This is a genomic window from Devosia sp. Micro-HW1, from assembly GCF_056341075.1.
The window spans coordinates 3,398,302-3,424,245 of record NZ_CP094375.1 but is presented as its reverse complement, the minus strand read 5'-3'; the positions used below and the strand labels follow the sequence as shown (position 1 = coordinate 3,424,245).

At 63.2% G+C, this 25,944-nt stretch carries 24 protein-coding genes and 1 tRNA gene; 12 read left to right on the top strand and 13 right to left on the bottom strand.

Annotated features, from left to right (window positions below; genetic code table 11):
* The first annotated feature begins 175 nt into the window (after nt 1-175).
* From MQW79_RS16485 to MQW79_RS16460, 6 genes are all read left to right on the top strand, one after another.
* Entirely contained in the window at nt 176-808 is a 633-nt protein-coding gene (locus tag MQW79_RS16485; RefSeq protein ID WP_476585549.1) for a DUF2291 family protein, read from the top strand.
* Nucleotides 805-2,328 carry a sugar ABC transporter ATP-binding protein gene (locus MQW79_RS16480; RefSeq protein WP_476585548.1) on the top strand — a complete coding sequence of 508 codons (1,524 nt, stop codon included), beginning with the start codon at nt 805-807 and terminating at the stop codon, nt 2,326-2,328. The genes MQW79_RS16485 and MQW79_RS16480 overlap by 4 nt, the downstream gene beginning before the upstream one ends.
* Before the next feature lie 9 nt (nt 2,329-2,337).
* Nucleotides 2,338-3,387 carry an ABC transporter permease gene (locus MQW79_RS16475; RefSeq protein ID WP_476585547.1) on the top strand — a complete coding sequence of 350 codons (1,050 nt, stop codon included), beginning with the start codon at nt 2,338-2,340 and terminating at the stop codon, nt 3,385-3,387.
* Nucleotides 3,388-3,511: 124 nt separating this feature from the next.
* The gene (locus MQW79_RS16470) at nt 3,512-4,336 is read left to right on the top strand and encodes a DeoR/GlpR family DNA-binding transcription regulator (protein ID WP_476585546.1); all 825 of its coding nucleotides are present in this window, start codon (nt 3,512-3,514) and stop codon (nt 4,334-4,336) included.
* Between the two features lie 429 nt (nt 4,337-4,765).
* A complete protein-coding gene (locus tag MQW79_RS16465) occupies nt 4,766-5,707 on the top strand; it encodes a substrate-binding domain-containing protein (protein ID WP_476585545.1) in 942 nt (313 codons plus the stop codon).
* Nucleotides 5,708-6,043: 336 nt separating this feature from the next.
* Nucleotides 6,044-7,549 carry a DUF5060 domain-containing protein gene (locus tag MQW79_RS16460; RefSeq protein WP_476585544.1) on the top strand — a complete coding sequence of 502 codons (1,506 nt, stop codon included), beginning with the start codon at nt 6,044-6,046 and terminating at the stop codon, nt 7,547-7,549.
* A gap of 105 nt (nt 7,550-7,654) precedes the next feature.
* Here MQW79_RS16460 and MQW79_RS16455 read toward each other — a convergent pair whose 3' ends face one another.
* Nucleotides 7,655-8,671, bottom strand: coding sequence for a LacI family DNA-binding transcriptional regulator (locus MQW79_RS16455; RefSeq protein ID WP_476585543.1), 1,017 nt, complete (start codon nt 8,669-8,671; stop codon nt 7,655-7,657).
* 193 nt (nt 8,672-8,864) lie between these two features.
* Between MQW79_RS16455 and MQW79_RS16450 the strand changes: the two genes are divergently transcribed.
* The 5 genes from MQW79_RS16450 (at nt 8,865) to MQW79_RS16430 (ending at nt 15,431) form a co-directional block, all read left to right on the top strand.
* Nucleotides 8,865-11,180: an alpha-L-rhamnosidase gene (locus MQW79_RS16450; RefSeq protein WP_476588254.1), complete on the top strand. Its 2,316-nt coding sequence runs from the start codon at nt 8,865-8,867 to the stop codon at nt 11,178-11,180.
* 61 nt (nt 11,181-11,241) lie between these two features.
* A complete protein-coding gene (locus tag MQW79_RS16445) occupies nt 11,242-12,531 on the top strand; it encodes an ABC transporter substrate-binding protein (protein WP_476585542.1) in 1,290 nt (429 codons plus the stop codon).
* A 70-nt stretch (nt 12,532-12,601) separates the two neighbouring features.
* Nucleotides 12,602-13,516, top strand: a complete 915-nt coding sequence (locus MQW79_RS16440) for a carbohydrate ABC transporter permease (RefSeq protein ID WP_476585541.1) — start codon at nt 12,602-12,604, stop codon at nt 13,514-13,516.
* Nucleotides 13,513-14,340 (top strand): carbohydrate ABC transporter permease, encoded by an 828-nt coding sequence (locus MQW79_RS16435; protein WP_476585540.1) that lies wholly within the window; start codon nt 13,513-13,515, stop codon nt 14,338-14,340. Before MQW79_RS16440 ends, MQW79_RS16435 begins: the two co-directional genes overlap by 4 nt.
* A gap of 5 nt (nt 14,341-14,345) precedes the next feature.
* Entirely contained in the window at nt 14,346-15,431 is a 1,086-nt protein-coding gene (locus tag MQW79_RS16430) for an ABC transporter ATP-binding protein (protein ID WP_476585539.1), read from the top strand.
* A 104-nt stretch (nt 15,432-15,535) separates the two neighbouring features.
* Here MQW79_RS16430 and pcaF read toward each other — a convergent pair whose 3' ends face one another.
* The 3 genes from pcaF to MQW79_RS16415 are packed head-to-tail and all read right to left on the bottom strand — an operon-like array spanning nt 15,536 to nt 18,130.
* On the bottom strand, nt 15,536-16,738 hold the full coding sequence (gene pcaF / locus MQW79_RS16425; RefSeq protein WP_476585538.1) for a 3-oxoadipyl-CoA thiolase: 1,203 nt from the start codon (nt 16,736-16,738) through the stop codon (nt 15,536-15,538).
* A 1-nt stretch (nt 16,739) separates the two neighbouring features.
* Nucleotides 16,740-17,411: a 3-oxoacid CoA-transferase subunit B gene (locus MQW79_RS16420; RefSeq protein WP_476585537.1), complete on the bottom strand. Its 672-nt coding sequence runs from the start codon at nt 17,409-17,411 to the stop codon at nt 16,740-16,742.
* Complete coding sequence (locus tag MQW79_RS16415) at nt 17,408-18,130, bottom strand: 3-oxoacid CoA-transferase subunit A (protein ID WP_476585536.1); 723 nt, start codon at nt 18,128-18,130, stop codon at nt 17,408-17,410. Before MQW79_RS16415 ends, MQW79_RS16420 begins: the two co-directional genes overlap by 4 nt.
* 126 nt (nt 18,131-18,256) lie before the next feature.
* On the opposite strand from MQW79_RS16415, the gene MQW79_RS16410 reads away from it, so the two are divergent.
* Nucleotides 18,257-19,012, top strand: coding sequence for an IclR family transcriptional regulator (locus MQW79_RS16410; RefSeq protein WP_476585535.1), 756 nt, complete (start codon nt 18,257-18,259; stop codon nt 19,010-19,012).
* A gap of 48 nt (nt 19,013-19,060) precedes the next feature.
* Here the strand turns inward: MQW79_RS16410 and MQW79_RS16405 are convergent.
* The 9 genes from MQW79_RS16405 to murA all read right to left on the bottom strand — a co-directional run bounded on the left by MQW79_RS16405 (nt 19,061) and on the right by murA (nt 25,581).
* Nucleotides 19,061-19,136, bottom strand: a tRNA-Phe gene (locus MQW79_RS16405).
* Nucleotides 19,137-19,372: 236 nt separating this feature from the next.
* Nucleotides 19,373-19,552 carry a DNA gyrase inhibitor YacG gene (gene yacG, locus MQW79_RS16400; protein ID WP_476585534.1) on the bottom strand — a complete coding sequence of 60 codons (180 nt, stop codon included), beginning with the start codon at nt 19,550-19,552 and terminating at the stop codon, nt 19,373-19,375.
* A complete protein-coding gene (locus MQW79_RS16395) occupies nt 19,552-20,190 on the bottom strand; it encodes a Maf-like protein (protein ID WP_476585533.1) in 639 nt (212 codons plus the stop codon). Before MQW79_RS16395 ends, yacG begins: the two co-directional genes overlap by 1 nt.
* A 104-nt stretch (nt 20,191-20,294) precedes the next feature.
* Entirely contained in the window at nt 20,295-20,513 is a 219-nt protein-coding gene (gene infA, locus MQW79_RS16390) for a translation initiation factor IF-1 (RefSeq protein WP_046103343.1), read from the bottom strand.
* Between the two features lie 172 nt (nt 20,514-20,685).
* Nucleotides 20,686-21,627: a UPF0262 family protein gene (locus tag MQW79_RS16385; RefSeq protein ID WP_476585532.1), complete on the bottom strand. Its 942-nt coding sequence runs from the start codon at nt 21,625-21,627 to the stop codon at nt 20,686-20,688.
* A gap of 8 nt (nt 21,628-21,635) precedes the next feature.
* The gene (gene hisD / locus MQW79_RS16380; RefSeq protein ID WP_476585531.1) at nt 21,636-22,928 is read right to left on the bottom strand and encodes a histidinol dehydrogenase; all 1,293 of its coding nucleotides are present in this window, start codon (nt 22,926-22,928) and stop codon (nt 21,636-21,638) included.
* Nucleotides 22,929-22,937: 9 nt separating this feature from the next.
* Entirely contained in the window at nt 22,938-23,369 is a 432-nt protein-coding gene (locus MQW79_RS16375) for a DUF2948 family protein (protein ID WP_476585530.1), read from the bottom strand.
* Nucleotides 23,370-23,636: 267 nt separating this feature from the next.
* On the bottom strand, nt 23,637-24,017 hold the full coding sequence (locus MQW79_RS16370; RefSeq protein WP_476585529.1) for a VOC family protein: 381 nt from the start codon (nt 24,015-24,017) through the stop codon (nt 23,637-23,639).
* Nucleotides 24,018-24,288: 271 nt separating this feature from the next.
* On the bottom strand, nt 24,289-25,581 hold the full coding sequence (gene murA, locus MQW79_RS16365; protein WP_476585528.1) for a UDP-N-acetylglucosamine 1-carboxyvinyltransferase: 1,293 nt from the start codon (nt 25,579-25,581) through the stop codon (nt 24,289-24,291).
* Nucleotides 25,582-25,944: the final 363 nt, after the last annotated feature.

Genomic DNA, 25,944 nt, shown 5'->3' with positions numbered 1-25,944 from the left:
TGAGAAAATTCGCGATTTTTTGCGTTTTGTATTTTGCCATTTTGATCCAGTGACTTAACAACAATATTGGGCCCATTCCTTGCTGGGCACAGCATTGACAGGGGCGGTGTTGCGTGTTGGTCATGGGCAAAACGAAAATAATCGCAATGTGAAGTTGCGAATGAGGAGTGCCACAATGGGAAAACAGTGGCTGGCCCGCATGGCCGTGACGCTGGCCCTTGCCCTGCCCCTTTCGGGCTGCAAGATCGTGCAGATCGCTGACCAGGAGGCCGCGGCGCCCGCTGGTTTCAATGCTGCCGCCTATGCCGAAGGGCTCTGGAGCGAGCAGGCGCTGCCGCATTTTGCGCAATCGGCACGACCGGTGACGGAGGTGGTGCCGGCCATAGTGGCAGACCTGCCGGCGGCGGGGGCGGAATTTGGCTATCGGCCGGGTGAGGGTTCGCCATGGGCCTTCGTGGTGACCGGCACGGGCGTCGTCGCGGCCAAGAATACCGAATCGCGGGCCGGCACGCTGGACGTGACCGTCGAGGGACTGCCCGAGCCGGTGGTGCTGCAGATCGGGCCGGTCATTCGCGGCAATGCGGTGCGTGACGCCCTGCCCTTCGTGTCGTTCCAGGATTTTACCAACCAGCTTGAATTTGCCGATGCCGGCAAGGCGCTGACGGCGATTGCGCTGTCCGGGGTCGCGCCAATCTCCGAAACCCTCGCCGTTGGCGATGGCGTGACCTTTACCGGCTCGATCAGCATGGCCAATGCGTCGGACCGGTTGCAGATCACCCCGGTCATCCTGGAAAAGGCCGCGCCATGAGCGACGTGGTCCTTTCGGCGCGCCGCATCACCAAGGCCTTTCCGGGCACGCTGGCGCTCAACGAGGTGGATTTCGACGTCCATGCCGGGGCAGTCAATGTGCTGATCGGGGAGAATGGCGCAGGCAAATCGACGCTGATGAAGATCCTCGCCGGGGTGGAGCAGCCGACGCTGGGCACGATCACCATGGATGGCGGGACGGTGAGTTTCGGCTCGATCCGCGATGCCGCCAAGCATGGGATCGGCATCGTCTTCCAGGAGCTCAATCTCTGCCTCAATCTCAGCGTTACCGAGAACATTTTCCTCGGTCGTGACATTACCAGAGCCGGTTTTCATATCGACCGGGCGGCGCAGAAGGCGCGGGCGAGCGAACTGATCGGGCGGCTCGAGCACGATATCGACCCCGACGCGCTGGTGGGCGACCTGATGATCGGCGAACAGCAGATCGTCGAAATCGCCAAGGCGCTGGCCGAGGATGCGCGCATCCTGATCATGGATGAACCCACTTCGGCGCTTTCCGCATCGGAAGTGGAAGTGCTGTTCAAGGTGATCGGCGAACTCAAGCGCTCGGGTGTCGCCATCATCTACATCTCCCACCGCCTGGAAGAGTTGATCCGCATCGGCGACCATTTCACCGTGTTGCGCGACGGCAAGTTGGCCGCCACCGCCGGGCGCGCGGAAGTGACCATTCCTTGGATCATCGAAAAGATGCTGGGCGCCGGCGAGGTGGTGGCCAAGCGCCCTGCGGCCGTTGCGGTGGGGGCGGCCATTCTCGAAGTGAACGCCCTGTCCCTGCCCGGGCGCGGCCAGGGCCTCGCACTCGACGATGTGTCGGTGTCGTTTCGATCAGGGGAAATCACCGCCATCTATGGCCTGCTCGGCGCCGGACGCACGGAGCTGTTCGAGAGCCTCTATGGCCTCCGGCGCAATGCCAGGGGCTCGGTGCGGCTCCACGGGATCGAGCTGGGCGGACATTCGATCACCAGCCGCATGAAGGCCGGACTGGTGCTGGTGCCAGAGGACCGGCAACGCGACGGCCTGCTGCAGAACCTTTCGGTGGGCGGCAATCTGGGCATTGCCAGCCTCAAGCGTTTCACGAAATTCTTCTCGATTTCCAAGGCCGAGGAAGCGCCGCTCCTCAGGCAGGTGATCGAGCAGCTGCGGATCAAGACGGCCGGGCCGGATGCGCCCATCACCTCGCTGTCGGGCGGCAACCAGCAAAAGGTTGTCATCGGCAAATCGCTGCTCACTGAACCACGCGTGCTGCTGCTCGACGAGCCCAGCCGTGGCATCGATATCGGCGCCAAGGCCGAGGTGTTCTCGACCATGCGGGACCTGGCCGACCAGGGGCTCTGCGTCGTTTACACGACCTCGGATCTGAAAGAGACCCATGCCGTGGCCGACCGGATCCTGGTGATGGCCTATGGCCGGATCACCGCCGACCTGCGGGCCGAAGAGGCCACCGACGAGGCGCTGGTGCGCGCTTCAACACTCAAAACCGAAGAACCGGCTTTTGCCTGAGGAGCCATGATGTCCACTGCTACCGTTCCCGCAAAATCCGGCGCCAATGGCACTCAGTCGGCCCTGCTGCTGGTGCTCAAACTGCGCACCTTCATCGCGCTGATCGCGGTGACGCTGTTCTTCGCGCTGATGGCGCCGAACTTCGTCTCGGTGGCCAATGCCATCATCATTTCCAAGCATGTGGCGATCAACGCGATCCTGGCCATCGGCATGACCTACGTCATCCTGACCGGAGGCATCGACCTCAGCGTGGGCTCGATCGTGGGCCTGACCGGCATGGTGGCCGGGGGCCTGCTCGCTCATGGGCTGCAACTGCCGATGCTGGACATCATCATCTATCCCAATGTGCTGGAGGTGATCTGCATCGCCCTGCTGGTGGGTACGGCGATCGGAGCGATAAACGGGCTCCTTGTCACCAAACTGGGGGTGGCACCCTTCATCGCCACGCTGGGCACGCTCTATGTGGCGCGCGGCGCGGCGCTGCTACTGTCGGGCGGGTCGACCTTCTCCAACCTCGTGGGCAAGGAAGAACTGGGCAATCAGGGCTATCCGATCATCGGCTCGGGCAATGTTCTGGGCATTCCGGTATCGGTGCTCATCCTCATCGTGCTGGCGCTGGTGGCCGCCTATGTTGCGCAGCGCACGCCCTTTGGCCGCAAGGTCTATGCGGTGGGCGGCAATGAACGGGCGGCGGCCCTTTCGGGCGTGCGCGTCGACCGCATCAAGATCGCCGTCTACATGATTTCCGGCTTCTGCGCCGCGGTGGTGGGGCTGATTGTCTCGTCGCAGCTGGTGGCCAGCCACCCGGCGAGCGGGGAGACCTTCGAACTCAACGCCATTGCTGCAGCAGTGCTGGGCGGGACGTCGCTCTCGGGCGGGCGCGGTCTGATCGGCGGGACCATCATCGGCGCCTTCGTCATTGGCGTGCTCAGCGACGGACTGGTGATGATGGGGGTGTCGGAGTTCTGGCAGATGGTGATCAAGGGCCTGGTCATCATTGCTGCGGTCGTGCTGGACCAGTTGCAGCGACGCCTGGCCGCCAACACCCGCCAGGGCTGAGGTTTTCGGGGAGTTTTGGACCTCCGGGCTTTCGGTGGCGGCGTCGCTGACATAGGTTGCGCCGACGACCGTGTAACTGGCATCCGACTCAGCAGAGCCGGATCCAATCATGCAGGAGCCGAGATTGGCCGAGACCAGGGCAAGCAGGGGCCGCAAGGCGGCGGCGGAGACCACGCGCCAGAACCTGCTGGCCGAACCGCGCCGCATGAAAATTCTTGAATGGCTGCAAGAGGAAGGCAGCGCCCGCGTGCGCGACCTCAGCGTGGCTTTTGCCGTCTCGGAAGCCACGATCCGCCAGGACCTCGAAAGGCTCGACAATGACGGCTATGTGGTGCGCGAGCATGGCGGGGCGTATCTGAAATCGGTGCCGCAGCAGGTGCAGTCGATGTCGCTGCAGCACCTGACCAATATGGATGCCAAGAAGCGGATCGGCCGGGCCGCCGCCGCCCTGGTGGGCAATGGCGACACAATCATTCTCGACTCCGGCTCGACCACGACCGAGATCGCCAACGCGCTGGTCGGGCACCAGAACCTCAACGTCATCACCAATGCCATCAATATCGCGTTGACCCTGGGCGCCCTGCCTTCGATGTCTGTGCATCTGTCGGGTGGGCTGTTCAAGGCGCCAACGCTCTCGGTGACGGGCGAGAAATCGGGTGATTTCTTCACCGGCATCTTTGCCGAAAAACTGTTTCTCGCCACGGCTGCCGTGTCGTTCGAAGCGGGGCTGACTTTTCCCGCCATGGCCGACCTCTATGTCAAGCGGGCGATGATCAAGGCGGCCTCAAAGGTGTATCTGGTGGCCGACAGTTCCAAAATCGGGCGGACCTCGTTTTCCTCGCTGGGTCCGATCAACCTGATTGGCGGCTTCATCACTGATGAAGGCATTTCCGATGCGGACCGGGCCGAGTTTGAACGGCGCGGCATCGAGGTCATCATCGCCAGGTAGGCGGCACCTAAAGACACCCCCACCCTAGCGCCGCCAGGCTCCTTCGTCGCCAAGCTTTGCTTGCCCTCCCCACATGTGGGAGGGAGGGATGAACATTGACGTTTCGGTCCTGCGTCTCCCTCCCCTTGATGGGGAGGGACCGAGGGCGGGTGATCGGCGCATGCATTGCCGCTGACAACTGGTTTCAAATCCCCGCGATTTCTGCGGATGACCGCACCGGCCCCTTTCACCCAATTTGCTAGCACGCTGTTAGCGCGTGGCATCACCTCGCTATGGGCAGAGCGTGAGAGAATCGTGGCTGGCCCCAATTCGATCTCATTGACTCCTTCGCATTTGATTTGTAACCATCAACAAACGCAAAAAATACGAAGTAGCCGAAAAGGCAACGTTTGCGAAACCGACCCTGACAGGGTCAACCGGAGGACCACAATGAAACTGCACAAGACACTTGCTGCGCTGGCTCTGGCTGCGATGGCTGGCGTGGCGATGGCCATGCCCGCTGCGGCGCAGGACCTGATCGTGATCATCACGCCCAGCCACGACAATCCGTTCTTCAAGGCAGAGGCCGACGGCGCCAAAGCCAAGGCGGAAGAGCTGGGCTACACGACCCAGGTCTATTCGCATGACGACGACGCCAACAAGCAGAACGAGCTGATCGACTCGGCCATTGCCGCAGGCGCCAAGGCCATCATCCTCGACAATGCCGGGGCCGACGCTTCGGTGGCCGCCGTGCAGAAGGCCAAGGATGCGGGCATTCCAAGCTTCCTGATCGACCGCGAAATCAACGCCACCGGCGTCGCCGCCGCACAGATCGTGTCCAACAACTACCAAGGCGCCACGCTGGGCGCGGAAGCCTTCGTCGAAGCCATGGGCGAGGCCGGCAACTATGTCGAACTCGTGGGCAAGGAGTCCGACACCAATGCCGGCATCCGCTCCTCGGGCTATCACGACGTGATCGACCAGTATCCTGACATGGTGATGGTTGCCCAGCAGTCGGCCAACTGGAGCCAGACCGAGGCCTTCACCAAGATGGAATCGATCCTGCAGGCCAATCCGGACATCAAGGGCGTGATCGCCGGCAATGACACGATGGCCATGGGTGCGCTCGCCGCGCTGGAAGCGGCCGGCCGCAACGACGTGATCGTGGTGGGCTTTGACGGCTCCAACGACGTCCGCGACGCCATTACCGCGGGCAAGATCCACGCCACCGTCTTGCAGCCGGCTTACCGCCAGGCCCAGTGGGCCGTGGAACTGGCCGACAAGTATCTCAAGGAAGGCTCGACCGGCGAAGACGAGAAGATCTCGATGGACTGCGTGCTCATCGACGCGAGCAATGCAGGCAGCCTCGAGACTTTCGCACTGGCCAGCTAATCGTCCTCCCCGACGTGTAGGGGCCGGGCCGCAGGGTCCGGCCTTTTTTTGGGGGTGATGAGTCTCCTGCAACACAAGCAGCGTCGCTTTTCTTCATTTCCCGGCTTGACCGGGCAATCCAGTGCGGTGCGAGGTGGACCACCGGGTCAAGCCCGGTGGTGACGATGGAACCAGAGATTGGGGATGTCGAGGAGATGATGGCGATGTCATCCCGGCGAAGGCCGGATCCATGCGCGGTACAATTCCAACGCTGGATGCATGTGGCCACCTACGGATATGGATTCCGGCCTTCGCCGGAATGACGCTGTGGGTGGCGCAAATGGAGTGGACTACCAAATGACCCAAACCATTGCCCAGTGGGACATGTTTGAAGCTGAGCTTGCCGGGCCGAGCGCCGGCAATCCTTTCATGGACGTGAGCCTGGAGGCAGAGTTTCGGCAGCGTGGGCGCGTGGTGCGGGTCCCCGGTTTTTATGATGGCGAGGGGGTCTACAAGGTCCGCTTCATGCCCGACAATCCGGGCAGCTGGGAGTTTGTAACCAAGTCCAATGTTGCGGAGCTGGACGGACGGACGGGCGCAGTGGAAGTGACGGGGCCGCGAACGGGCAATCATGGGCCGGTGCAGGTGGCCAACCGCTTTCACTTCGCCCATGCCGATGGCACGCCGTTCCTGAGTTTTGGCACGACCTGCTATGCCTGGACGCATCAGCCGCTCAGCGAGCAGCACAAGACGCTGGCGACGCTGGAAAGGGCGCGGTTCAACAAGATCCGCATGGGCATTTTTCCAAAGGACTACCCATACAATACCAATGAGCCGCTGCATGACGTCTATCAGCGCGACGCGGCGGGCAATCTCGATTTCGACCGGCCCAATCCGGAGGCCTTCCGGCATTTCGAAAGCCAAGTCGCGGCGCTGGGCGCATTGGGCATCCAGGCGGACATCATCATGCTCCACCCCTATGACCGCTGGGGCTATGCCGGCATGAGCGAAGAGCAGGACTACCGCTATTTCGCCTATGCGACGGCGCGGCTGGCGGCCTATCACAATGTGTGGTGGGCGCTGGCCAATGAATATGACTTCATGCTCGACACCAAGCCGATGCGGCAATGGGATCGATACTTCCACATCATCGAGGAAAACGACCCCTATGGGCATTTGCGCTCGATCCACAACGGCGACCCCAAGGCCAATTACGATCACCGCAAGGCCTGGGTGAGCCATGTGTGCATCCAGCACTGGGATGTGAAGCGGACCGGTGAATGGCGCGCCGCCTATGGCAAGCCGGTCGTCAATGACGAGCCCGAATATGAGGGCAATATCACCGAGGCCTGGGGCAATATCTCGGCAGAAGAGCTGGTAGGCCGGTTCTGGACCACGGTGCTGCGCGGGGGCTATGCCGGGCATGGCGAAACCTATCGCCACCCCGAGGATCTCATCTGGTGGGCCAAGGGCGGCGAATTGCGCGGCGAGGCATGGAAGCGCATCGGCTTCATGCGCGACCTGCTCGAAGAGGATGCGCGCAACGGCTTCGAGCCGATCGAGACCGGGATGCGTTTTGCCGGACGGGTCTCGGCGGCGCGCGATGGCGACACAACCATCATCTATCTCGGCGAGCACCAGCCGGAAATCTGGCCCTATGGCCTGCCCAAGGATGATGGGACCTACCAGGTAGACGTGATCGACACCTGGGCCATGACGGTGACGCCGGCCGAGCGTGTGGCGGCGCCGGAGAACCATTCGGTGCGGCATGGCGCGGTGGTGCTGAAGAAGGAGCCTGATGCGGCTTTCGCGGTGAAGCTGCCGGTGAGGCCGTATCTGGCGATACGGGTGCGGAAGGGGTGAGGGCGGGGGTGAGCTGGCCAAGGGCGGCCAGGCCCATCTCCATGCACAAGGCCCCCTCACCCGGCGCTACGCGCCGACCTCTCCCCCAGAGGGAGAGGTGAAGTGTCAGCCCCGCTTGCGGGAGCTGGCGCGGGCGACGATGCGGGGGGTGACGACGAAGTGTTCGGCTTCGGTGCGGCCTTCGATGCGTTCGATGAGCAGGCGCGCGGCCTGGAGACCCAACAGTTCCCCGGATTGATCGACGCTGGTCAGCCGGTTCTGGGCGAAATCGCAATACATGGTGTTGTCATAGCCCACGATGGCCACGTCATCAGGGATGGAGAGGCCCATTTCGGTGACGACGCTGATGGCCTCGAAGGCCATGAGATCGGTCCAGCAGAAGATGGCGTCGGGGCGATCGGGGCTTTCGAGCAGGCGCTTGACGCTCAATTGCACGTCGCGGGCCACCTGGGTCGCACGCACCACATTGATGTCGGCGCCCAGCCCCTGCTCCATCATTTCGAGCCGATAGCCGAGCTCGCGCTCGCGCACCACCGTGGAGGGCTGCTGCAGCAGGCTCAGCATGGCGATCTTGCGGTGGCCATTGGCGATGAGGTGGCGAACCACAAGGCGCGCGCCGAGCTGGTCATCGTTGTTGACCGTGTCGAAGGGCATGGGCGTCAGGTCGTCGTGATGGCCGATGGCGACGATGGGTTTGCGCAGGGCGAGTTCGCTGAGATAGGCCGGCTGCTCATTGGGGCCGATGAGGATGATGCCATCCATCTGCCGGTCGATCATGGCCTCGGCCAGAGCCTCGATGGAGGTACTGATGCCCTGCATGGCCTGATACTGCGTGCGCTCGAGCGCCGAGTTCACGCCGGCAAAGACATCACCGAAAAAGGGATTGCGCAGATCGGGAAAAATCAGCCCGAGCGTATAGGTGCGGCCACGCAGTCCGCGCGCCGAAGCGAGCGGGCGATAGTTGAGCTTGCCCATGGAGGTGCGCACTTTTTCGCGCAGTGCATCGCTCACCCCATAGGCATCGCGCAACACCTTGGAGACGGCAGCCACGGAGACGCCGGCATCCTCCGCCACTTCCCGGATGGTGACCCTGCCCGGCCTGCTGGTCTTCCGCTCACTCATGACAACTTTCCTCCGCTCCATCGCATAGCCGCCCAATTTCCCTATTGCAAACGCCGTCATTTTGTAGAACGCTACACGTAGAACAGTTTACAACAGCAATCCAAGCTGTCGAGGAGACTACGCCGTGTTGAATGAAACTGCCGCCGAGCTGGCTTCCGGCTCGCGATCGCCGTCGCGTAACTGGGTCGCCAAGATGGTGCGTCCGCTTGCCGACAGGGGCGTCGGCACGCCGGCGAGCTTTGTCGCCAAGACGTTCCACCTGGACACGGTTTCGGGCAGCGAAGTGCTCGATGTTACAGCGCTCGGGCTCTATGTGGCCTTCATCAATGGCACCAAAGTCGGCAAGGACGTGCTGACGCCGGGCTGGACGGCCTATGATGCGCGTCTGAGCTACCAGACCTACGACGTGGGCTCGCTGCTGGTGGCGGGCGAAAACCGCATCGAAATCTGGCTGGGCGATGGCTGGCTGCGCTCGGCGCTGATGTGGGGCAAGCACCCGATCTACAATACCTGGGGCAGCGAAATCGCCGCCATGGTCGAGCTGCGCAGCGCGCCTGATGATGCCGAGCCAATCCTGGTCACCGATGCCAGCTGGGAAAGCGGCGAGCTGCCGATCCGCAAGTCGGGCATCTATTTCGGCGAAACCTTTGACGCCCGCATCGCACCGAAGGTATCGGCCGGCACAGAAGCGATCAGCTTCGATACGGCCCGCCTTGTGGCGCACGAAACGACGCCGGTGCGCGAACTGGCGCCGCTCACAGCAAACAAGACCTGGACCGATGCCGAGGGTCGCACAGTTTTCGACTTTGCGCAGAATGTCGGCGGCTATGTCGCCATCGAGGTGTCCGGTTCTGCCGGCGCGGTGGTGAAGGTCGAGCATGCCGAAGTGCTCGACAAGGACGGCAATTTCTACAACGTCAATTACCGCACCGCCGAGGCCACCATCACCTATGTGCTGGCCGGCACAGGCACGGAAAGCTACCGCCCGCACTTCACCTTCCAGGGCTTCCGCTATGCCCGCGTGACCGTGGAGGGTGACGCTGAGATCATCGACATCAAGTCGATCCCGATCAGCTCGGTGACTGAGCAGAAGGCCAGCTTCACCTCGGGCAATGCGCTGGTGAACCGGCTGTTCCTCAACACGCTCTGGAGCCAGCGCGGCAATTTCATCGAAGTCCCGACCGACTGCCCGCAGCGCGACGAGCGCCTGGGCTGGACCGGCGATGCGCAGGTCTTTGCCGGCACGGCTGCCTATCTGGGCGATGTGCATGGCTTCTTCCATAAATGGGTGCGCGACCTGATGGTCGATCAGCGCGACGACGGCGCGGTGCCCCATGTCTGCCCCGACCCGACCCGCATGCAGCCGGAACACTATCCAGGCTTTTTCGGCTCAACCGGCTGGGGCGACGCCATCTACCAGGTGCCCTGGCAGGTCTACCTGCACTATGGCGACACGGCTTTCCTCAAGGAAGTGCTGCCCAATATGGTGCGCTGGGTCGATTTCGTCTGGTCGATCAGCGATGGTCCCATCGTCAACCCACCGCGCGAATGGGGCGCCCGTGGCTTCTCGTTCGGCGACTGGCTGCAGCCCAAGGGCCCGAGCGCCAAGCCGCTGCCGACCATTGGCGACGATGCTGCGGCCACGATCTATCTTTATATCGCGGCCAAGCAGGTTGCCGAGATTGCCCGGATCGTCGGCGACGCCGCCATTGCGCAGCGCCTCACGCAGATGGCCGAGGAGGTGAAGACCGCCTTCCAGCGTGAATTCATCACCACTTCGGGGCGCCTGGCCTATGACGACCAGACCTCCTATGCGCTGGCGATCGTCCACGACCTCATTCCCACCGACAAGTTTGAAGCGGCCAAGGGCTATTTCAAGAACACCATTGCCCGCGCCGAAGGGCGTATCGGCACCGGCTTCATCGGCACTCCCGCTCTGCTTCCGGCGCTGATCAGAATTGGCGAATGGGGTCTGGCGAGCGAAGTGTTCCTGCAGGAGGAAGTGCCGGGCTGGCTCTATCAGGTGAAGATGGGCGCCACCACGATCTGGGAACGCTGGGACGCAATCCAGGCCGATGGCACGATCTACAATCCGCAGATGAATTCCTACAACCACTATGCCTATGGCGCCGTCTGCCAGTGGCTGCTCGAAGGGGTTGCCGGCTTCCGTCCGGACGAAAAGGACCCCGCCTTCAAGACCGTGATCTTCGAGCCGCTGATCCTGCCCGACCTGTCGCCGGTCAAGGCGGACCACCAGAGCCCGGCCGGCCTCGTCCGCGCAGAATGGAGCATCGAGGGCGAAGCCGTGCGCTACGAAATCGAGGTTCCGGCGGGATCGAAGGGCGTGCTGAAGCTCGCCGAGACCTATCGCGACGCCATGCTCGACGGAGCAGCAGTAAGCGGCACCGAGGCCGCCCTGACCGCCGGCAAGCACGTCGTCACTTTCAACTACACCGCGCCCAAGCGCACCGCGCGCCAGAAGTCGCTGGTGAATGCCAACACGCCCTGAGGGCGGGTATCCGAGGACTAACCACTGCCCGCACAATGCGGGTTTTCCAGGGAGGAAGACCATGACCAAGACCAAACTCATCGCCCTGATGGGCGCCAGCACGCTAGGGCTGATGCTGTCGGCCAGTGCCGTCAGCGCCCAGCAGTCCGGCAACCTGACATTCCTGATCGACAACGGCCCGCAGTCGGTGGCCGTCGCCGAAGCCTGGGTGGCCGCCTATACCGAGAAGAACCCCGATGTGAGCATCGACATCGAAGTGCGCCCGGGTGGCGGTGAAGGCGACAATATCGTCAAGACACGCCTGGCCACCGGCGCCATGGCCGACGTGTTCTTCTACAATTCGGGCTCGCTGTTCCAGGCCATCAACCCGACCCAGAACCTCCTGCCGGTGACCAACGAGCCCTGGCAGGCCGGCATCCAGGACAGCTTCAAGTCGGTGGTTTCGGCCGGCGGGGAAGTCTATGGCACCCCGTTTGCCCCGGCGATGGGCGGCGGCATTTTCTACAACAAGCCGATCTATGAAGAGCTTGGCCTCGAAATCCCAACGACCTGGGACGAGTTCATGGCCAATAATGAAAAGATCAAGGCTGCCGGCAAGACGGCCGTGATCCAGACCTATGGCGAGACCTGGACCAGCCAGCTGTTCGTATTGGCCGACTTCTTCAACGTCCTGGCCGCCGAGCCGGACTTTGCCGAGAAGTTCACCGCCAACGAAGCCAAGTTCGCCACCTCCCCGGCAGCCTTGCGCGGCTTTGAAAAGCTGCAGGAAGTCTATGAAGCGGGCTACCTCAACGCCGATTTCGGCGCGGCGACCTATCCCGATGGCCTGCGCATGGTCGCCACCGGCGAAGGCGCGCACTATCCGATGCTGACCTTCGGCATCGGCGCCATTGCCGAAACCCTGCCCGACAACCTCCAGGACGTGGGCTTCTTCGCCCAGCCCGGTGACAGCGCCGAGAGCAACGGCCTGACCACCTGGATGCCGGACTCGATCTACATCGCCAAGTCCACGGCGAACCCTGATCTGGCCAAGGATTTCGTGGGCTTCATCGGTTCGCCCGAAGGCTGCGACATCCGCAATGAAGCCGTTGGCGCCACCGGCCCCTACATGATCGAGGGCTGCACCCTGCCCGACGACGTGCCGCCGGCCCTGGCCGACATGCTGCCCTACTTCCAGGAAGGCGGCCAGAACGCTCCGGCGCTTGAGTTCCTCAGCCCGGTCAAGGGCCCGGCGCTCGAGCAGATCACGGTTGAAGTCGGCTCCGGCATCCGCCCGGCCGCCGAGGGCGCCGCGCTCTATGACGAGGACGTCAAGAAGCAGGCCCAGCAGCTTGGCCTTGCCGGCTGGTAACCACGTGTCATGATGCGGCCCGGGATGCTTTGCGGCACCCCGGGCCATTCCACTTTCCGAGGAGAAGGCGATGGCTGTTTCAAGCATTGCCGGTGTAGCCGAAGCCCCGCCCGAAAAGCGGCAACTGCGTTCGCGCTCGCCCTATCCGGGCTGGTTCTTCCTGCCCGCAGCCATCATCTATTCGGTGCTGTTCCTGGCGCCGACCTTTGCCTCGCTGTATTTCAGCCTGACGCGATGGACGCTGTTCGACTCGACGTTCATCGGGCTCGACAACTTCATCCAGTTCTTCCGCGAGCCGTTCCTGATCAAGGGCCTTGTCAACACGGTGATCTACGCCGTGGTGACATCGAGCCTCAAGGTGGTCATCGGCATGCTGCTGGCGGTGATGCTGACCAGCCAGATCATGGCGCGCGGCTATCTCCGCTCGGTCATCTTCTTCCCGGTGCTGGTGTCCACTGTCGGCGTGGGCATCACCTTTACCGTCTTGATGCACCCAACCGCCGGCGCCATCAACCAGGGTCTGGCCATGATCGGCATCAAGGGTCCGGGCTGGCTAGTCGACCCCAACCTGGCGCTCTATTCGGTGGCGCTGGTGGATGTGTGGAAGGGCGTGGGACTTGCCACCGTCATCTACATTGCCGGGCTCGTGGCTATTCCCAAGGACTATTACGAGGCCGCGCGCATCGACGGCGCAACGCCCTTGCAGAACTTCTTCTATGTGACGCTGCCGCTTTGCCGCCCGGCAACGGCGACCGTCATCACCCTCTCCTTCATCGGCGGCCTTCGTACCTTTGACCTGATCTGGGCGATGACCAAGGGCGGGCCGGGCTTTGCCTCCGACACCGTGGCCTCGGTGATCTACAAGCAGTACCAGGCCGGCTTCTATGGCCTCTCGACCGCGGGCAATGTGGTGCTCTTCGTGCTCATCGCCGTGCTGGTGGTGCCGCTGACCATGTTCCTCAATCGCAAGCAGGGTCACGAATGATGAAGCGCGCCTCTTTTTTGGGCGGCGTTGCCGCCATTGCCGCGACTTTCGTGGTCTTCGTGATCCCGTTCATCTTCATCGTGCTGATGGCCTTCAAGGACCGCCAGCAATCGGCCCTGCGCGACTTTTCCTGGCCCAATGGCTTCCATCTCTGGGACAATGTGGTCGAGGTGGTGCAGACACGGAACTGGATGATGGTCACGGCCTTCGTCAATTCCACCCTGATCACCGTGGCAAGCGTGACGCTGCTGATCGTGCTGGCAGCCATGGTCGGCTTCGTGCTGGCGCGGCGCAAGACGCGCTTCAACGGGCTGATCGAATTCCTGATCCTGGCCGGGTTGATGATCCCGCCCGCCGTGGTGCCGACCATCTGGCTGCTGCAGGGGCTAAAACTTTTCGGGACGCTCCATGGCATGGTGCTGATCCAGGTGGCCTATAACCTGCCCTTCTCGATCATCCTCTACCGGGCCTTCATCGCCACCATTCCGCGCGAGCTGGACGAGGCGGCGGTGATCGACGGCGCGCGGCCGCTCGACGTCTTCTTCCGGGTGATCCTGCCGCTGCTCTGGCCGGTGACCGTCACCAATATCGTGGTGCAGTCGGTGGGTATCTTCAACGACTTCACCAACCCGCTCTACTACCTGCCGGGCAACCAGAATGCGACGGTGCAGCTGACGCTCTATAATTTCCAGAGCCAGTTCAACACCGCCTACAACCTGCTCTTCACCAATATCCTGCTCATTACCATTCCGCCGCTGATCGTCTTCATGTTCTTCAATCGACAGATCGTGGCCGGAATGACCGCAGGCGCCGTCAAGGGATAACTGATATGGCCGGGCTGGAACTGAAATCGCTGCGCAAAAATTACGGCGGCGTCGAGGTCATCAAAGGTGTCGACCTCAATATCGAGCATGGCGAGTTCGTGGTGTTCGTGGGCCCTTCGGGCTGCGGCAAATCCACCCTCTTGCGGATGATTGCGGGCCTTGAAGACATTACCGGTGGTGAACTCGTCATCGGGGACCGGGTGGTCAACCATGTCGAGCCGCGCGACCGCGGCATTGCCATGGTGTTCCAGAGCTACGCGCTCTACCCGCATATGACGGTCTACGACAATGTGGGCTTCGGGCTGAAGCTGGCGCGCACGCCCAAGGATGTGCGCGACAAGAAGATCCGCGACGCCGCCCGTATCCTGCAAATGGAACACCTGCTCGACCGCAAGCCGAGCCAGCTTTCGGGCGGCCAGCGCCAGCGTGTCGCCATCGGCCGCGCCATCGTGCGCCAGCCTGAAGTCTTCCTGTTCGACGAGCCGCTGTCCAATCTCGATGCGGCCCTGCGCGTCGACATGCGCATGGAGCTGAGCAAGCTTCACAACGACCTGGGCGCTACCATGATCTATGTGACGCATGACCAGGTGGAGGCCATGACCCTGGCCGACAAGATCGTCGTGCTCAATGGCGGCGTGGTGCAGCAGGTGGGCAGCCCAATCGAGCTCTACAAAAAACCGGCCAATCTGTTTGTTGCCGGGTTCATAGGCTCTCCGAAGATGAACTTCATCGACGTTTCGGTTCAGGCCGTTGCCGCCGACAGCGTGACCATTGCGGGCAAGGACATTTCGCCGGTCGCCATTCCGGCTGACCCTGCTGGTATCCGCGTGGGCGACACCGTGACCCTGGGCATCCGCCCGCATGAGCTCACCAATGCATCGTCGGGCACGATCGTGGGCCAGGTCGTGCTGGTGGAGCGGCTGGGCAACGAGACCATCGTCAACATCGCCCTGCCCTCGGGCAATTCGTGGCTGGCCGTACTCGATGGCGACCACAGCCTCTCGATCGGGCAGAGCTTTGCCTTGGCCTTCGACGCCAGCGCCGGGATCATTTTCGACAAGGACGGCAAGGCGCGGCACAAGCCGGAATAGGCTGATCGGGGCGGAGCAAAGCTGCGCGTTCGAGGACTACTCTGAGGTCCGAGAATGGACCCCGGCCTTCGCCGGGGTGACATCGTGGGTGTGCAGAGTCTGAGTCAAACGCGCTCAAGGCCGATGGCGATGCCCTGGCCGACGCCAATGCACATGGTGGCCAGCGCCCGGCGCTCGCCCGAAAGGGCCAGCTCCAGCGCTGCAGTGCCGGTGATGCGGGCGCCGCTCATGCCGAGCGGATGGCCAAGGGCAATGGCGCCGCCATTGGGGTTCACGCGGGCGTCGTCCTCGGCAATGCCGAGGTCGCGCAACACGGCAATGCCCTGGCTGGCGAATGCCTCGTTGAGTTCGATGACATCGAAATCGGCTTCGGTGAGCCCCAGCCGTGCGAACAGCTTCTTGCTGGCCGGCGCCGGGCCCATGCCCATGATGCGCGGCGGCACGCCCGAAGTGGCACCGCCGAGAATGCGGGCAATGGGCGTGAGGCCATGCCGCTTCGCGGCGGCTTCGGAGGCGATGATGAGCGCAGCCGCGCCATCGTTGACCCCCGAGGCATTGCCGGCGGTGACCGTGCCATTGGGAAAGAGCGGGCGCAGTTTTGCCAGCGTCTCGAGCGTCGTGCCGGCGCGCGGATGCTCGTCGGTATCGACGACTGTTGGGTCGCCCTTTTTCTGGGGGATGGAGACCGGGACGATTTCCCTGGCGAGGCGGCCGGATTTCTGCGCGGCGACGGCCTTGTCCTGACTACGGACCGCGAAGGCGTCCTGCGCCTCGCGCGAAACGCCGAATTCCTGCGCCACGTTCTCGCCGGTTTCGGGCATGGAATCGACGCCGTACAGCGCCTTCATCTGCGGATTGACGAAACGCCAGCCAATGGTGGTGTCGTAAATCTCGGCATTGCGCGAAAAGGCCGTGTCGGCCTTGGGCAGGACGAAGGGCGCGCGCGACATGCTTTCGGTGCCGCCGGCAATGACGAGGTCGGCCTCGCCGGACTTGATTGCCCGGGCGGCTGCAATCACCGCATCCATGCCCGAGCCGCAGAGCCGGTTGATCGTGGTGCCGGTGACGCCGACCGGAAGACCCGCCAGCAGCAGGCTCATGCGTGCGACATTGCGATTGTCCTCGCCCGCCTGGTTGGCATTGCCGAAAATGACGTCGTCGACGGCGTCCCAATCAACGCCGGCCAGTTCGGCCATCAGCGCCTTCAGGGGGATGGCGCCGAGATCGTCGGGACGGACCGCGGAGAGCGAGCCGCCAAAGCGACCGATGGGGGTGCGCCTATAGGCGCAGATAAAGGCTTCGGTCATATCAAAGCTCCGGGGCGACGAGGTCGCCAATGGTCGAGGGCAGGACCAGCTCGGCGCCAGTCACCGCCTGCAGGTCCGCGACACTCATGGAGGGCAGTTTTTCGCGCAGCACGAAGCGGCCGTTTTCGATGTCGAGTACGGCAAGGCTGGTATAGACGCGGGTGACGCAGCCGACGCCGGTCAGCGGCAGGGTGCACTTTTTCACCAGCTTCGGCTTGCCGTCCTTGGTGACGTGATCGGTGATGACGGCGACGCGCCTGGCGCCATGGACCAGATCCATGGCGCCACCGACGGCCGGTACGCCCTTGGGACCGGTCGACCAATTGGCGAGATCACCGTTTTCGGCGACTTCATAGGTGCCGAGGATCGCCACGTCGAGATGGCCGCCGCGCACCATGCCAAAGCTGTCGGCATGATGGAAAAAGGCGGCACCGGGCCTGAGGGTGATGGCCTTCTTGCCGGCATTGATGAGGTCCCAGTCCTCCTCACCCTCGGGCGGCGCCTCTCCGAAATTGAGCACGCCGTTCTCGGTGTGGAAGATGGCCTGCCTGCCGGGCGGCTGGAACTTGGCCACCATTTCGGGAAAGCCGATGCCGAGGTTCACATAGGCACCGTCCTCGATGTCCTGCGCGGCGCGCCAGGCGATCTGGGCGTTGGAAAGTTTGTCGCTCATGCGTAGGCCACTCCTTCGCGCATCAGGGCTTCTTCCTGCTTTGCATCGGCCACTTCGACGATACGGTTGACGAAAATGCCCGGCGTGACGACCTGTTCGGGGTCGATGTCCCCCGGCTGCACGACCCTGGTCGCCTGCACGATGGTGACCTTCGCGGCGGCGGCCATCAGCGGCGAGAAATTGCGCGCCGCCTTGCGATAGGTGAGATTGCCCATCGTGTCGGCCAGCTCGGCCTTGATGAGAGCGGCATCGGCCTTCAGCCAGCGCTCCTGCACATAGTGCTTGCCGTCGAATTCGGCGACCGGCTTGCCCTTGGCGACATCGGTGCCATAGCTGGCGGGCGTATAGAAGGCCGGAATGCCGGCGCCACCGGCGCGGATGCGTTCGGCCAGAGTGCCCTGTGGCACCAGTTCGAGCCCGATCTGGCCAGCGAGGTATTTCTCGGTGAAGGCGCGCGGATCGGCCGAGCGCGGGAAGGAACAGACCATCTTGGCGACCATGCCGGCATCGATCATGGCGGCGATGCCGATGCGGCCATTGCCGGCATTGTTGTTGACCACGGTGAGGTTCTTCGGGCTCCCCGTGGCCTTGAACCGGTCGATGAGGGCGTGGATCAGCTCGATCGGCGCGCCGGAGCCGCCGAAGCCGCCCACCATCAGCACCATGCCATCCTCGATGCCCGCCACTGCCGTGGCCAGGTCCGGGACTGTCTTGTCCATTGACGTGTCATTCCTTCTGCATGAGCCAGAATTGCCTGAAATCGATTAGGCCCGGGCGATGGTTGAAGGCAATGCGGTTTGTGCGATATGTTCCATTTGTTGATATATCGCACAAACGAGACCAGAATGCTGGAACGCGACATCATGGGCGGGCTGGCCAAGGGGCTTCTCGTCATCGAGAGTTTCACCGCCGACAAGCCGCGCCAGTCGATCTCGGAAATCTCGGCCACTTCCGGGCTCGACCGGGCCACGGCGCGGCGGTGTCTGCTCACCCTCGCCCATCTCGGCTACGCCGATTATGACGGGAAATACTTCACCCTGACGCCGCGCATCCTGCGGCTGGGCACGGCGTGCCTCGCCACCATGCCGCTGCCGCAGATGGTGCAGCCGCTGCTCGACCAGCTCTCGGATCGGCTCGGCGAGAGCTCGTCGGTGTCGATCCTCGATGGATCAGAAATCGTCTATGTGGCGCGGGCGGCGCAGCGCAAGGTCATGTCCATCGCCCTGATGCCCGGCTCGCGCCTGCCGGCCTTCTGCACCTCGATGGGACGGGTGATGCTGGCCGCAATGCCCGAGGCGGAGGCGCGGGCCTTGCTGGAAGGGGCGCCGCTGCTCGGGCGCACACCCTATACGGTCACCGACGTGGAGCGGCTGATGGCCATTCTCGGTGAGGTGCGGGAACAGGGTTTTGCGTTGATCGACCAGGAGGTGGAGCTGGGGCTGCGGTCCATTGCCGTGCCGGTGCACAATGCACGGGGCAAGGTGATCGCGGCGCTCAATATCGGGCTGCCAGCCAATCAGACTGAAATCGGCGCCCTGGCAGAGCTTTATCTGGCGCCAATGCGCGCCGTTCAGGCAGAGCTGCGGGGCATGCTGAACTAACGGCGGGCGCCGATCAGCGTTGAACAGCGCTTCGATGTGAGAAAGGAGTGGTGCCCAGAGCCGGAATCGAACCAGCGACACGCGGATTTTCAATCCGCTGCTCTACCAACTGAGCTATCTGGGCATCGGGCTTTTGCAGCTGATGCTGCGAGCCACGGGCCTTATAGGGGAACGGTTTTTGCCGCGCAAGCGGGAAAAGGGGATGTGGATAAAGGGATTTTTGGTGGGGCGGTGATGAGGCGCTCGTGTGCGGCAACACCCCCACCTCGCTCTGCTACGACCCTATGGGCCTAGCGACGCTCCCCGTTCAGGGGGAGGTGACGAAGGAGCCGAGAGGCTTCTCGTCGGGGAAGCGAAAAACTAGTTCTCTTCGTCGTCACTGTCCGGCAGGGGTTCGTCGTCCCGGGCGGGGATGACGTAGTTGCCCGTGAGCCAGCGGTTGAGGTCGACGTCGGCGCAGCGTTTGGAGCAGAAGGGCTTGAACGCTTCTACGGCGGGCTTGCCACAGATGGGGCATTTCTTTGCTGGTGTTTCCGGCATCAGACGCCCGAAAGGCTCGACTGATTGAGCCAGTTGAAATGCACGGGATAGCCCTCGCCGGCCAGAAGCTGGGCAGTTTCGTGCAGGGGCAGGCCGACGACGGCGGAATAGGAGCCGACGAGCTTGACCACGAAGGAGCCGGCAATGCCCTGGATGGCATAGCCGCCGGCCTTGTCGCGCCATTCGGCGCTGGCAAGATAGGCTTCCATTTCCTTGGCCGACAGGCGCTTGAAACGGATGCGGGTTTCGACCAGGCGATGACGGCGGGCGCCGGACGGGGTGATCAGGGTCATGCCGGTATAGACGCGATGCGCGCGGCCCGAGAGCAGGCGAAGGCAATCGGAGGCCTCTTCCATGGTCTCGGCCTTGGGCAGGACGCGACGTCCGACGGCAACGACCGTATCGGCCGCCAGCACCAGGGAATTGGAGCCGAAGCCGGCGACCCGCGCCTTGTGCTGGGCGGTGAGCGCCTTCAGATCGGCCAGGCGCTGCGCCAGCTTGCGCGGCAGCTCGCCCTTTTCGGGGGTTTCATCGACATGGGCCGGCACCAGATGTTCGGGCTCGATGCCGATCTGGTTGAGCAGAGCCAGCCGACGCGGCGAGGCGGAAGCCAGAATCAGGTCGGGACGGCCGGCCATCTATATCGTGCTCCTGGAAAACCCGGGCCCTTCGCATGGCTCAGGGCGTTCGTTGCTCAAAACGATCCACTGGATCGTTTTGCCCACCTTTCGGTGGTCGCGCCTCACTTGAATCGGTAGGTGATGCGACCCTTGGTGAGGTCGTAGGGGGTCATCTCGCACAGCACCTTGTCGCCGGCCAGAACGCGGATGCGGTTCTTGCGCATGCGCCCAGCGGTGTGAGCGATGATCTCATGATCGTTCTCGAGCTTCACGCGGAATGTCGCGTTGGGAAGCAATTCTGTGACGACGCCCGGAAATTCGAGCACTTCTTCCTTCGCCATACTGTCTCCTGATGGACCCATAGGGGCATTGCTTGCCGGCCACGGGTCGGAAAGTGGCCTCTACCTACTGCAATTCAATGGATTTGTGAACCACCTGCCCAAGGCGGCGTCACATTGTGCGCAAAAGCGGGTGAAAAGGCCTGAATTCGGGCGCTCTTGTCGGGCGATGGGGTCAGGTGACCAGGGTTTCCAGCCGCGCCCTGACCTTCTTGCGAAGGCTGTCGCGCAGGTCGCGATAGGCATCGAGCACCAGCGCCCGATTGCCTTCGACCAGCGATGGATCGGCCACCTGCCACTCTTCGAGCGCGCCTGCCTCCAGTCCCTTCCGCCGAACGGCCTCGGGCGCATCGTCGGAGAGCGTGATGACGAGATCGAAATGGTTGGCGACCAATTCGTCCAGGATATGGGGCGTGTGCACGCTCATATCAATGCCGACCTCTTCCATGACCTCGTGCACGAACTGGTCGGCCTTGCCGCCATTGACACCCACCGAGCGGGCGATGACGCGACCGGGAAAGGCCTGGCGGGCGAGCGCGGCGGCAATGGGCGATCGCACCGAATTCATCGAGCAGACAAAGAGCACGGTGGGCAGCTCGCTGGTCGCCTCGTCGATGCGGCTGGCATAGGGCTGGACGGCACAGATGAGGGTAAAGAGGCGCCGCGCGGTGTTGAGATCGAGGATGATCTTGTTGTTGAGCCGCGTGCGCAGCAGCTCGGCCGCCTCGTTGTGCATGCCGCGCCGGGCCATATCGACGGTTTCGATCTGAAAGGGCTGGGCCGAGCGGATGGCCTCGTAATAGGCGTCGCGGATGCGGAAATAATCGCGAATCAGCCGGCGGAACGGGGTCAGCGAAAGATAGTGCGCGGCGATCGGCTGGAAGGTCTCGGGATTGCGCACGTCGAGCAGGATGTAATTGCCGATGATCGACATGTGCAGCGCATAGGGGCCCTCGGCGCTGACCCGGGCAGGCTTGAAGCTGTTGTTTTCCAGCAGGTCATAGATGGCGATGCGCCATTCATGCACCTCGTCGGGATTGATCGAGGTAATGGTATTGGGGTCGAGCGTGACGGTGACGAGCCTGTTCTTTTCTGTCGCCACCGGCTCCTTGCCCATGGGATTGCTCACCGGTTGAGCCGAATGGAAATGGACCGCCCATGGCCGTCGAGGTCCTCGACCCCGGCAATGGTCACGGCGGGTTCGGCCAGAGCCGACAGCGAAGAGGGCGTGCACCCCAGGATCGAGGTGCGCTTCATGAAATCGAGCACGCCGAGACCCGAGGCGAAACGCGCCGACCGGGCGGTGGGCAGAACGTGGTTGGACCCACCGACATAGTCGCCGATGGCCTCGGGCGTGTGGTGGCCAAGAAAGATAGCGCCGGCGTGGCGGATCTTTGGAACCAATGCTTCGGGGGCGTCGGTGGCGATCTCGACATGTTCGGAAGCGATGCGATTGGCGAGGTCCGCCGCCTCGTCAAGCGAGGACACGGTGATGATGGCGCCCAGCTCGTCCCAGCCGTCGCGGGCCAGTTTCTGCTTAGGCAGCAGCGCGAGCTGGCGATCCATTTCCGCTGCAACCGCATCGGCGAGCCGCGGATCGGTGGTGACAAGAATGGACTGGGCCCCTGCCCCATGCTCGGCCTGGGCGATGAGATCGGCCGCGACCCAGGCGGGATTGGCGGAGCTATCGGCAATGACCAGGACCTCGGAGGGGCCGGCGATCATGTCGATGCCGACCTGACCAAAAACCTGGCGCTTGGCGGTCGCCACATAGGCATTGCCGGGACCGGTGACCTTGTCGACCCGCGGAATGGTTGCCGTGCCATAGGCCAGGGCCGCCACGGCCTGGGCGCCGCCGATGCGATAGATCTCGGTGGTGCCTGATATCTGCGCGGCCGCCAGCACGGTCGGGTTGATCTCGCCGTCGGGCGTCGGCACGGCCATGGCTATGCGGGAGACGCCGGCGACGCGCGCCGGCACGGCATTCATCAGCACCGAGGAGGGATAGGAGGCCAGCCCCCCCGGCACATAGATGCCGACGGCATCGACCGCCGTCCAGCGCGAACCCAGGGTAACGCCAAGCGCATCGGTATAGATATGATCCTCGGGCTTCTGCTTTTCGTGATGGGCCTTGATGCGATCATGAGCGGTTTGCAGCGCCGCACGCACATGGGTCGGGACCGCGGCCGCCGCAGCGGCGATCTCGTCGGCGGTGAAGGCGATGTCCGATGTGGTAAAGCTGGTGCGGTCGAACTTGTTGGTCAATTCGACCACGGCCGCGTCACCGCGCAGGCGCACATCGGCAATGATGGCGGCAACGGTGTCGCTCACATCCTTGCTGGATTCACGCTTGGCGCCGAGCAGGTCGACGAAACGCTGTTCGAAATCGGGCTGCGCACTATCGAGGCGAAGAGGCATTGCTGGCTTTCAATCGAGGTTGTGGGACGGCCTTGCCGCGGCGGCCCAGGCACCGCCGAGATCGGCCAGGCGCACTTCGAGATAGTCGACGCTGAGGCGCACCGTGCCGCCGCCGGCGAGGCGCAGCTCGACAATGCCCGAGGGCGCGTCGGTCGGCGTGAAGGCGATGTCGAGCAGCTCCACCACGCCTTCGGGCGCGGCAGGATCAAAGCCGGCAAAGGCGGCATGGGTGACGCCGCTGAAATAGAGCGCAGAGCGCTTGCGCAGGCCCTTGGAGCGCGGCTTGTCGCTGGCCCAGTCGAACCGGTTCATCAGCAGCGCGAAGCGCTTGTCGCCCTTGGCATAGCCCATGTCGGCTGTGCGGATGATGGCATCCTGCACGTGGGCGGAGACGATTTCGAGGTCTTCGGTATCAAGCGCTATCAGCTTGAGATCGGTCATGTGCGAGGCCCTGTTGGGATGCGATGACCCTATCTGGTCACGACAATTCCGATCTACAAGTTTGCGAGCAGAGGGGCAATGCTTTGCCGCTGCATTGGAGAGCACCGCCACGGGACCGGCATACGCGAATGATGGCTAGCCCACGCGCGCCGTCACCCCACCCTCATTCCCTCCCCATCAAGGGGAGGGAGGCGCAGGACCGCGGCGCCGGTGTTCATCGTGCAGGGATCAAGTGTGGTGGTCTATGGCGCAGCGGCGCTACCGAACTCAAGTCCGGGCCGACTGCATCCAGCCTATGGCCGCACCGGTGGGGTCGCGCAGGACGCAGACCCGGCCAATGCCTTCGACGTCGTGCGGCGGGCGGATGGCGATGGCGCCGGCTTCGAGCGCGGTGGCGAAGCGCTCGTCGATGTCGGTGACTTCTATGAAGCCGATCCAATAGGAATATGTCGTCTCAACATCGCCATGCTCGATGGCGCCGAGGCCACCGACCATTTCTGCGCCAGAGCGGATGACGAAGTATGGGTGACCTTCAAGGGTAAAATCCTCAAAGGTCCAGCCCAGGGCTCGGGCGAAGAAGGTTTTCGCCTTTTCGACATCCGTGGTGAGCAGGTCGTTCCAGACGAATGTGCCGTGGGGTCTTGTCATAGTCCGCGCTCCCTCCACGATCGTCATTGCCCGGCTTGTCCGGGCAACCCATCTTGCGGCGGCATGGACCACCGGGACAAGCCCGGTGGTGACGATTTGGGATGTATCGAGAGACCCCGCCATTCGAGCTGCCACTCAAGCATAGCTTTCGTGGCCTTCTTGGCTCGAAAGGCTCCACCGGAGCCTTTCGTCCTTCGGATCACCCGCGAAGTCTCATGGCCTGCCCGCCTCCAATCGCTCCACTGGAGCGATTAGCCCTTCGGGACGGCTCTCAGCCCGCCACGCGTTCAATCTCCGCCCCGCAGCGGCCGAGCTTGTCTTCGAGCCGCTCGAAGCCGCGATCGAGGTGATAGATGCGGTTGACGACGGTCTCGCCCCGGGCGGCAAGGCCGGCAATGACCAGCGACACCGAGGCGCGCAGGTCGGTCGCCATGACCTGGGCTCCCCGAAGCTGGGACTTGCCGGTAATGGTGGCGACCTGGCCGTTGACGGCAATATCGGCCCCGAAGCGGGCAAGTTCGGCCACATGCATGTAGCGGTTCTCGAAAATCGTCTCGCGGATATGGCTCACGCCGTTGCTCATGGTCATCAGCGCCATGAACTGGGCCTGCAAGTCGGTCGGGAAGCCGGGGAAGGGATCGGTTTCCACATCGACCGGCTGGATGCCGTTGCCATTGCGGCGCACGCGCAGCCCGCCGGCTTCCGGGGTGAGTTCGACCCCGGTCCGGGCGAGAATGTCGAGGGCGGCCTGCAGGTGTTCGGGGCGGGCGCCGGTCAGCAGCACGTCACCCCCGGTCATGGCCGCAGCCATGGCGAAGGTGCCGGTTTCGATGCGATCGGGAATCACTTCCACCGTGGCGCCATGGAGCTTTTCGACGCCTTCGATGGTCAGGGTACGCGTGCCGATACCGGAAATCTTCGCGCCCATGGCCACGAGGCATTCGGCGACATTGGTGATTTCGGGTTCTTGGGCGGCGTTCTCAATGACGGTGGTGCCCTTGGCGAGGGTTGCCGCCATCAGGATCGTATGGGTCGCGCCGACCGACACTTTGGGGAAGGTGATGGTCGCACCGACAAGTCCCCCCTTGGGCGCCTTGGCAACGACATAGCCCTCGTCGATGTCGATCTCGGCGCCCAGCGCCTTGAGCCCGAAGAGGAACAGATCGACCGGACGCGTGCCGATGGCGCAGCCGCCAGGCAGCGAAACGCGGGCCTCGTGGCAGCGGGCCAGCAGCGGCCCGATGACCCAGAAACTGGCGCGCATCTTGGAGACGAGGTCATAGGGGGCGGTGGTGTCGACGATGTCGGCGGCATGAAAGGTCATGCGCTGGCCCACGCCTTCCTCTTCGCCGCGACGACGGCCATGCACGGCAATATCGACACCGTGATTCTCGAGAATGCGCTCGAGCTGCTTGACGTCGGCGAGGCGAGGCACATTGGTCAGAACCAGCGGCTCGTCGCTCAGAAGCGATGCAATCATCAGCGGCAGGGCGGCGTTCTTGGCGCCCGAAATCGGGATTTCGCCGCGCAGCTCATTGCCACCAATCAAACGAATACGATCCATAAGAAGTCCTCAAAAATGGCCCCCTGGGGCCTGCTACCTGGTGGGAGGTAGGCGAGGTCTTCGTTGCCACGTAGGCCAGACCAGCCGTTCTCTAGAATGGGTTGGAACCTTGCGGCCCCGTTTAGCCTGTCGCGCGATGGTCATCCACTGATGGCCTCGGCGCCCGACACGCTAGAATCGCCCGAAAATGGTTTACGGTTTCTTGTCCGTGCCCGTTTCTGGGTGCCGGTCATCAAGCGGGGCGGCATCGGTTGCCGATCGCGCCCGTGCCTGATCCTTGCGGCGTTTCAGGTTCTCACGCAGCTTTGCGGCCAATCTTTGCTCGCGCAACTGGTTTTGCTCCGATTTGCCCATGGCTCCGGC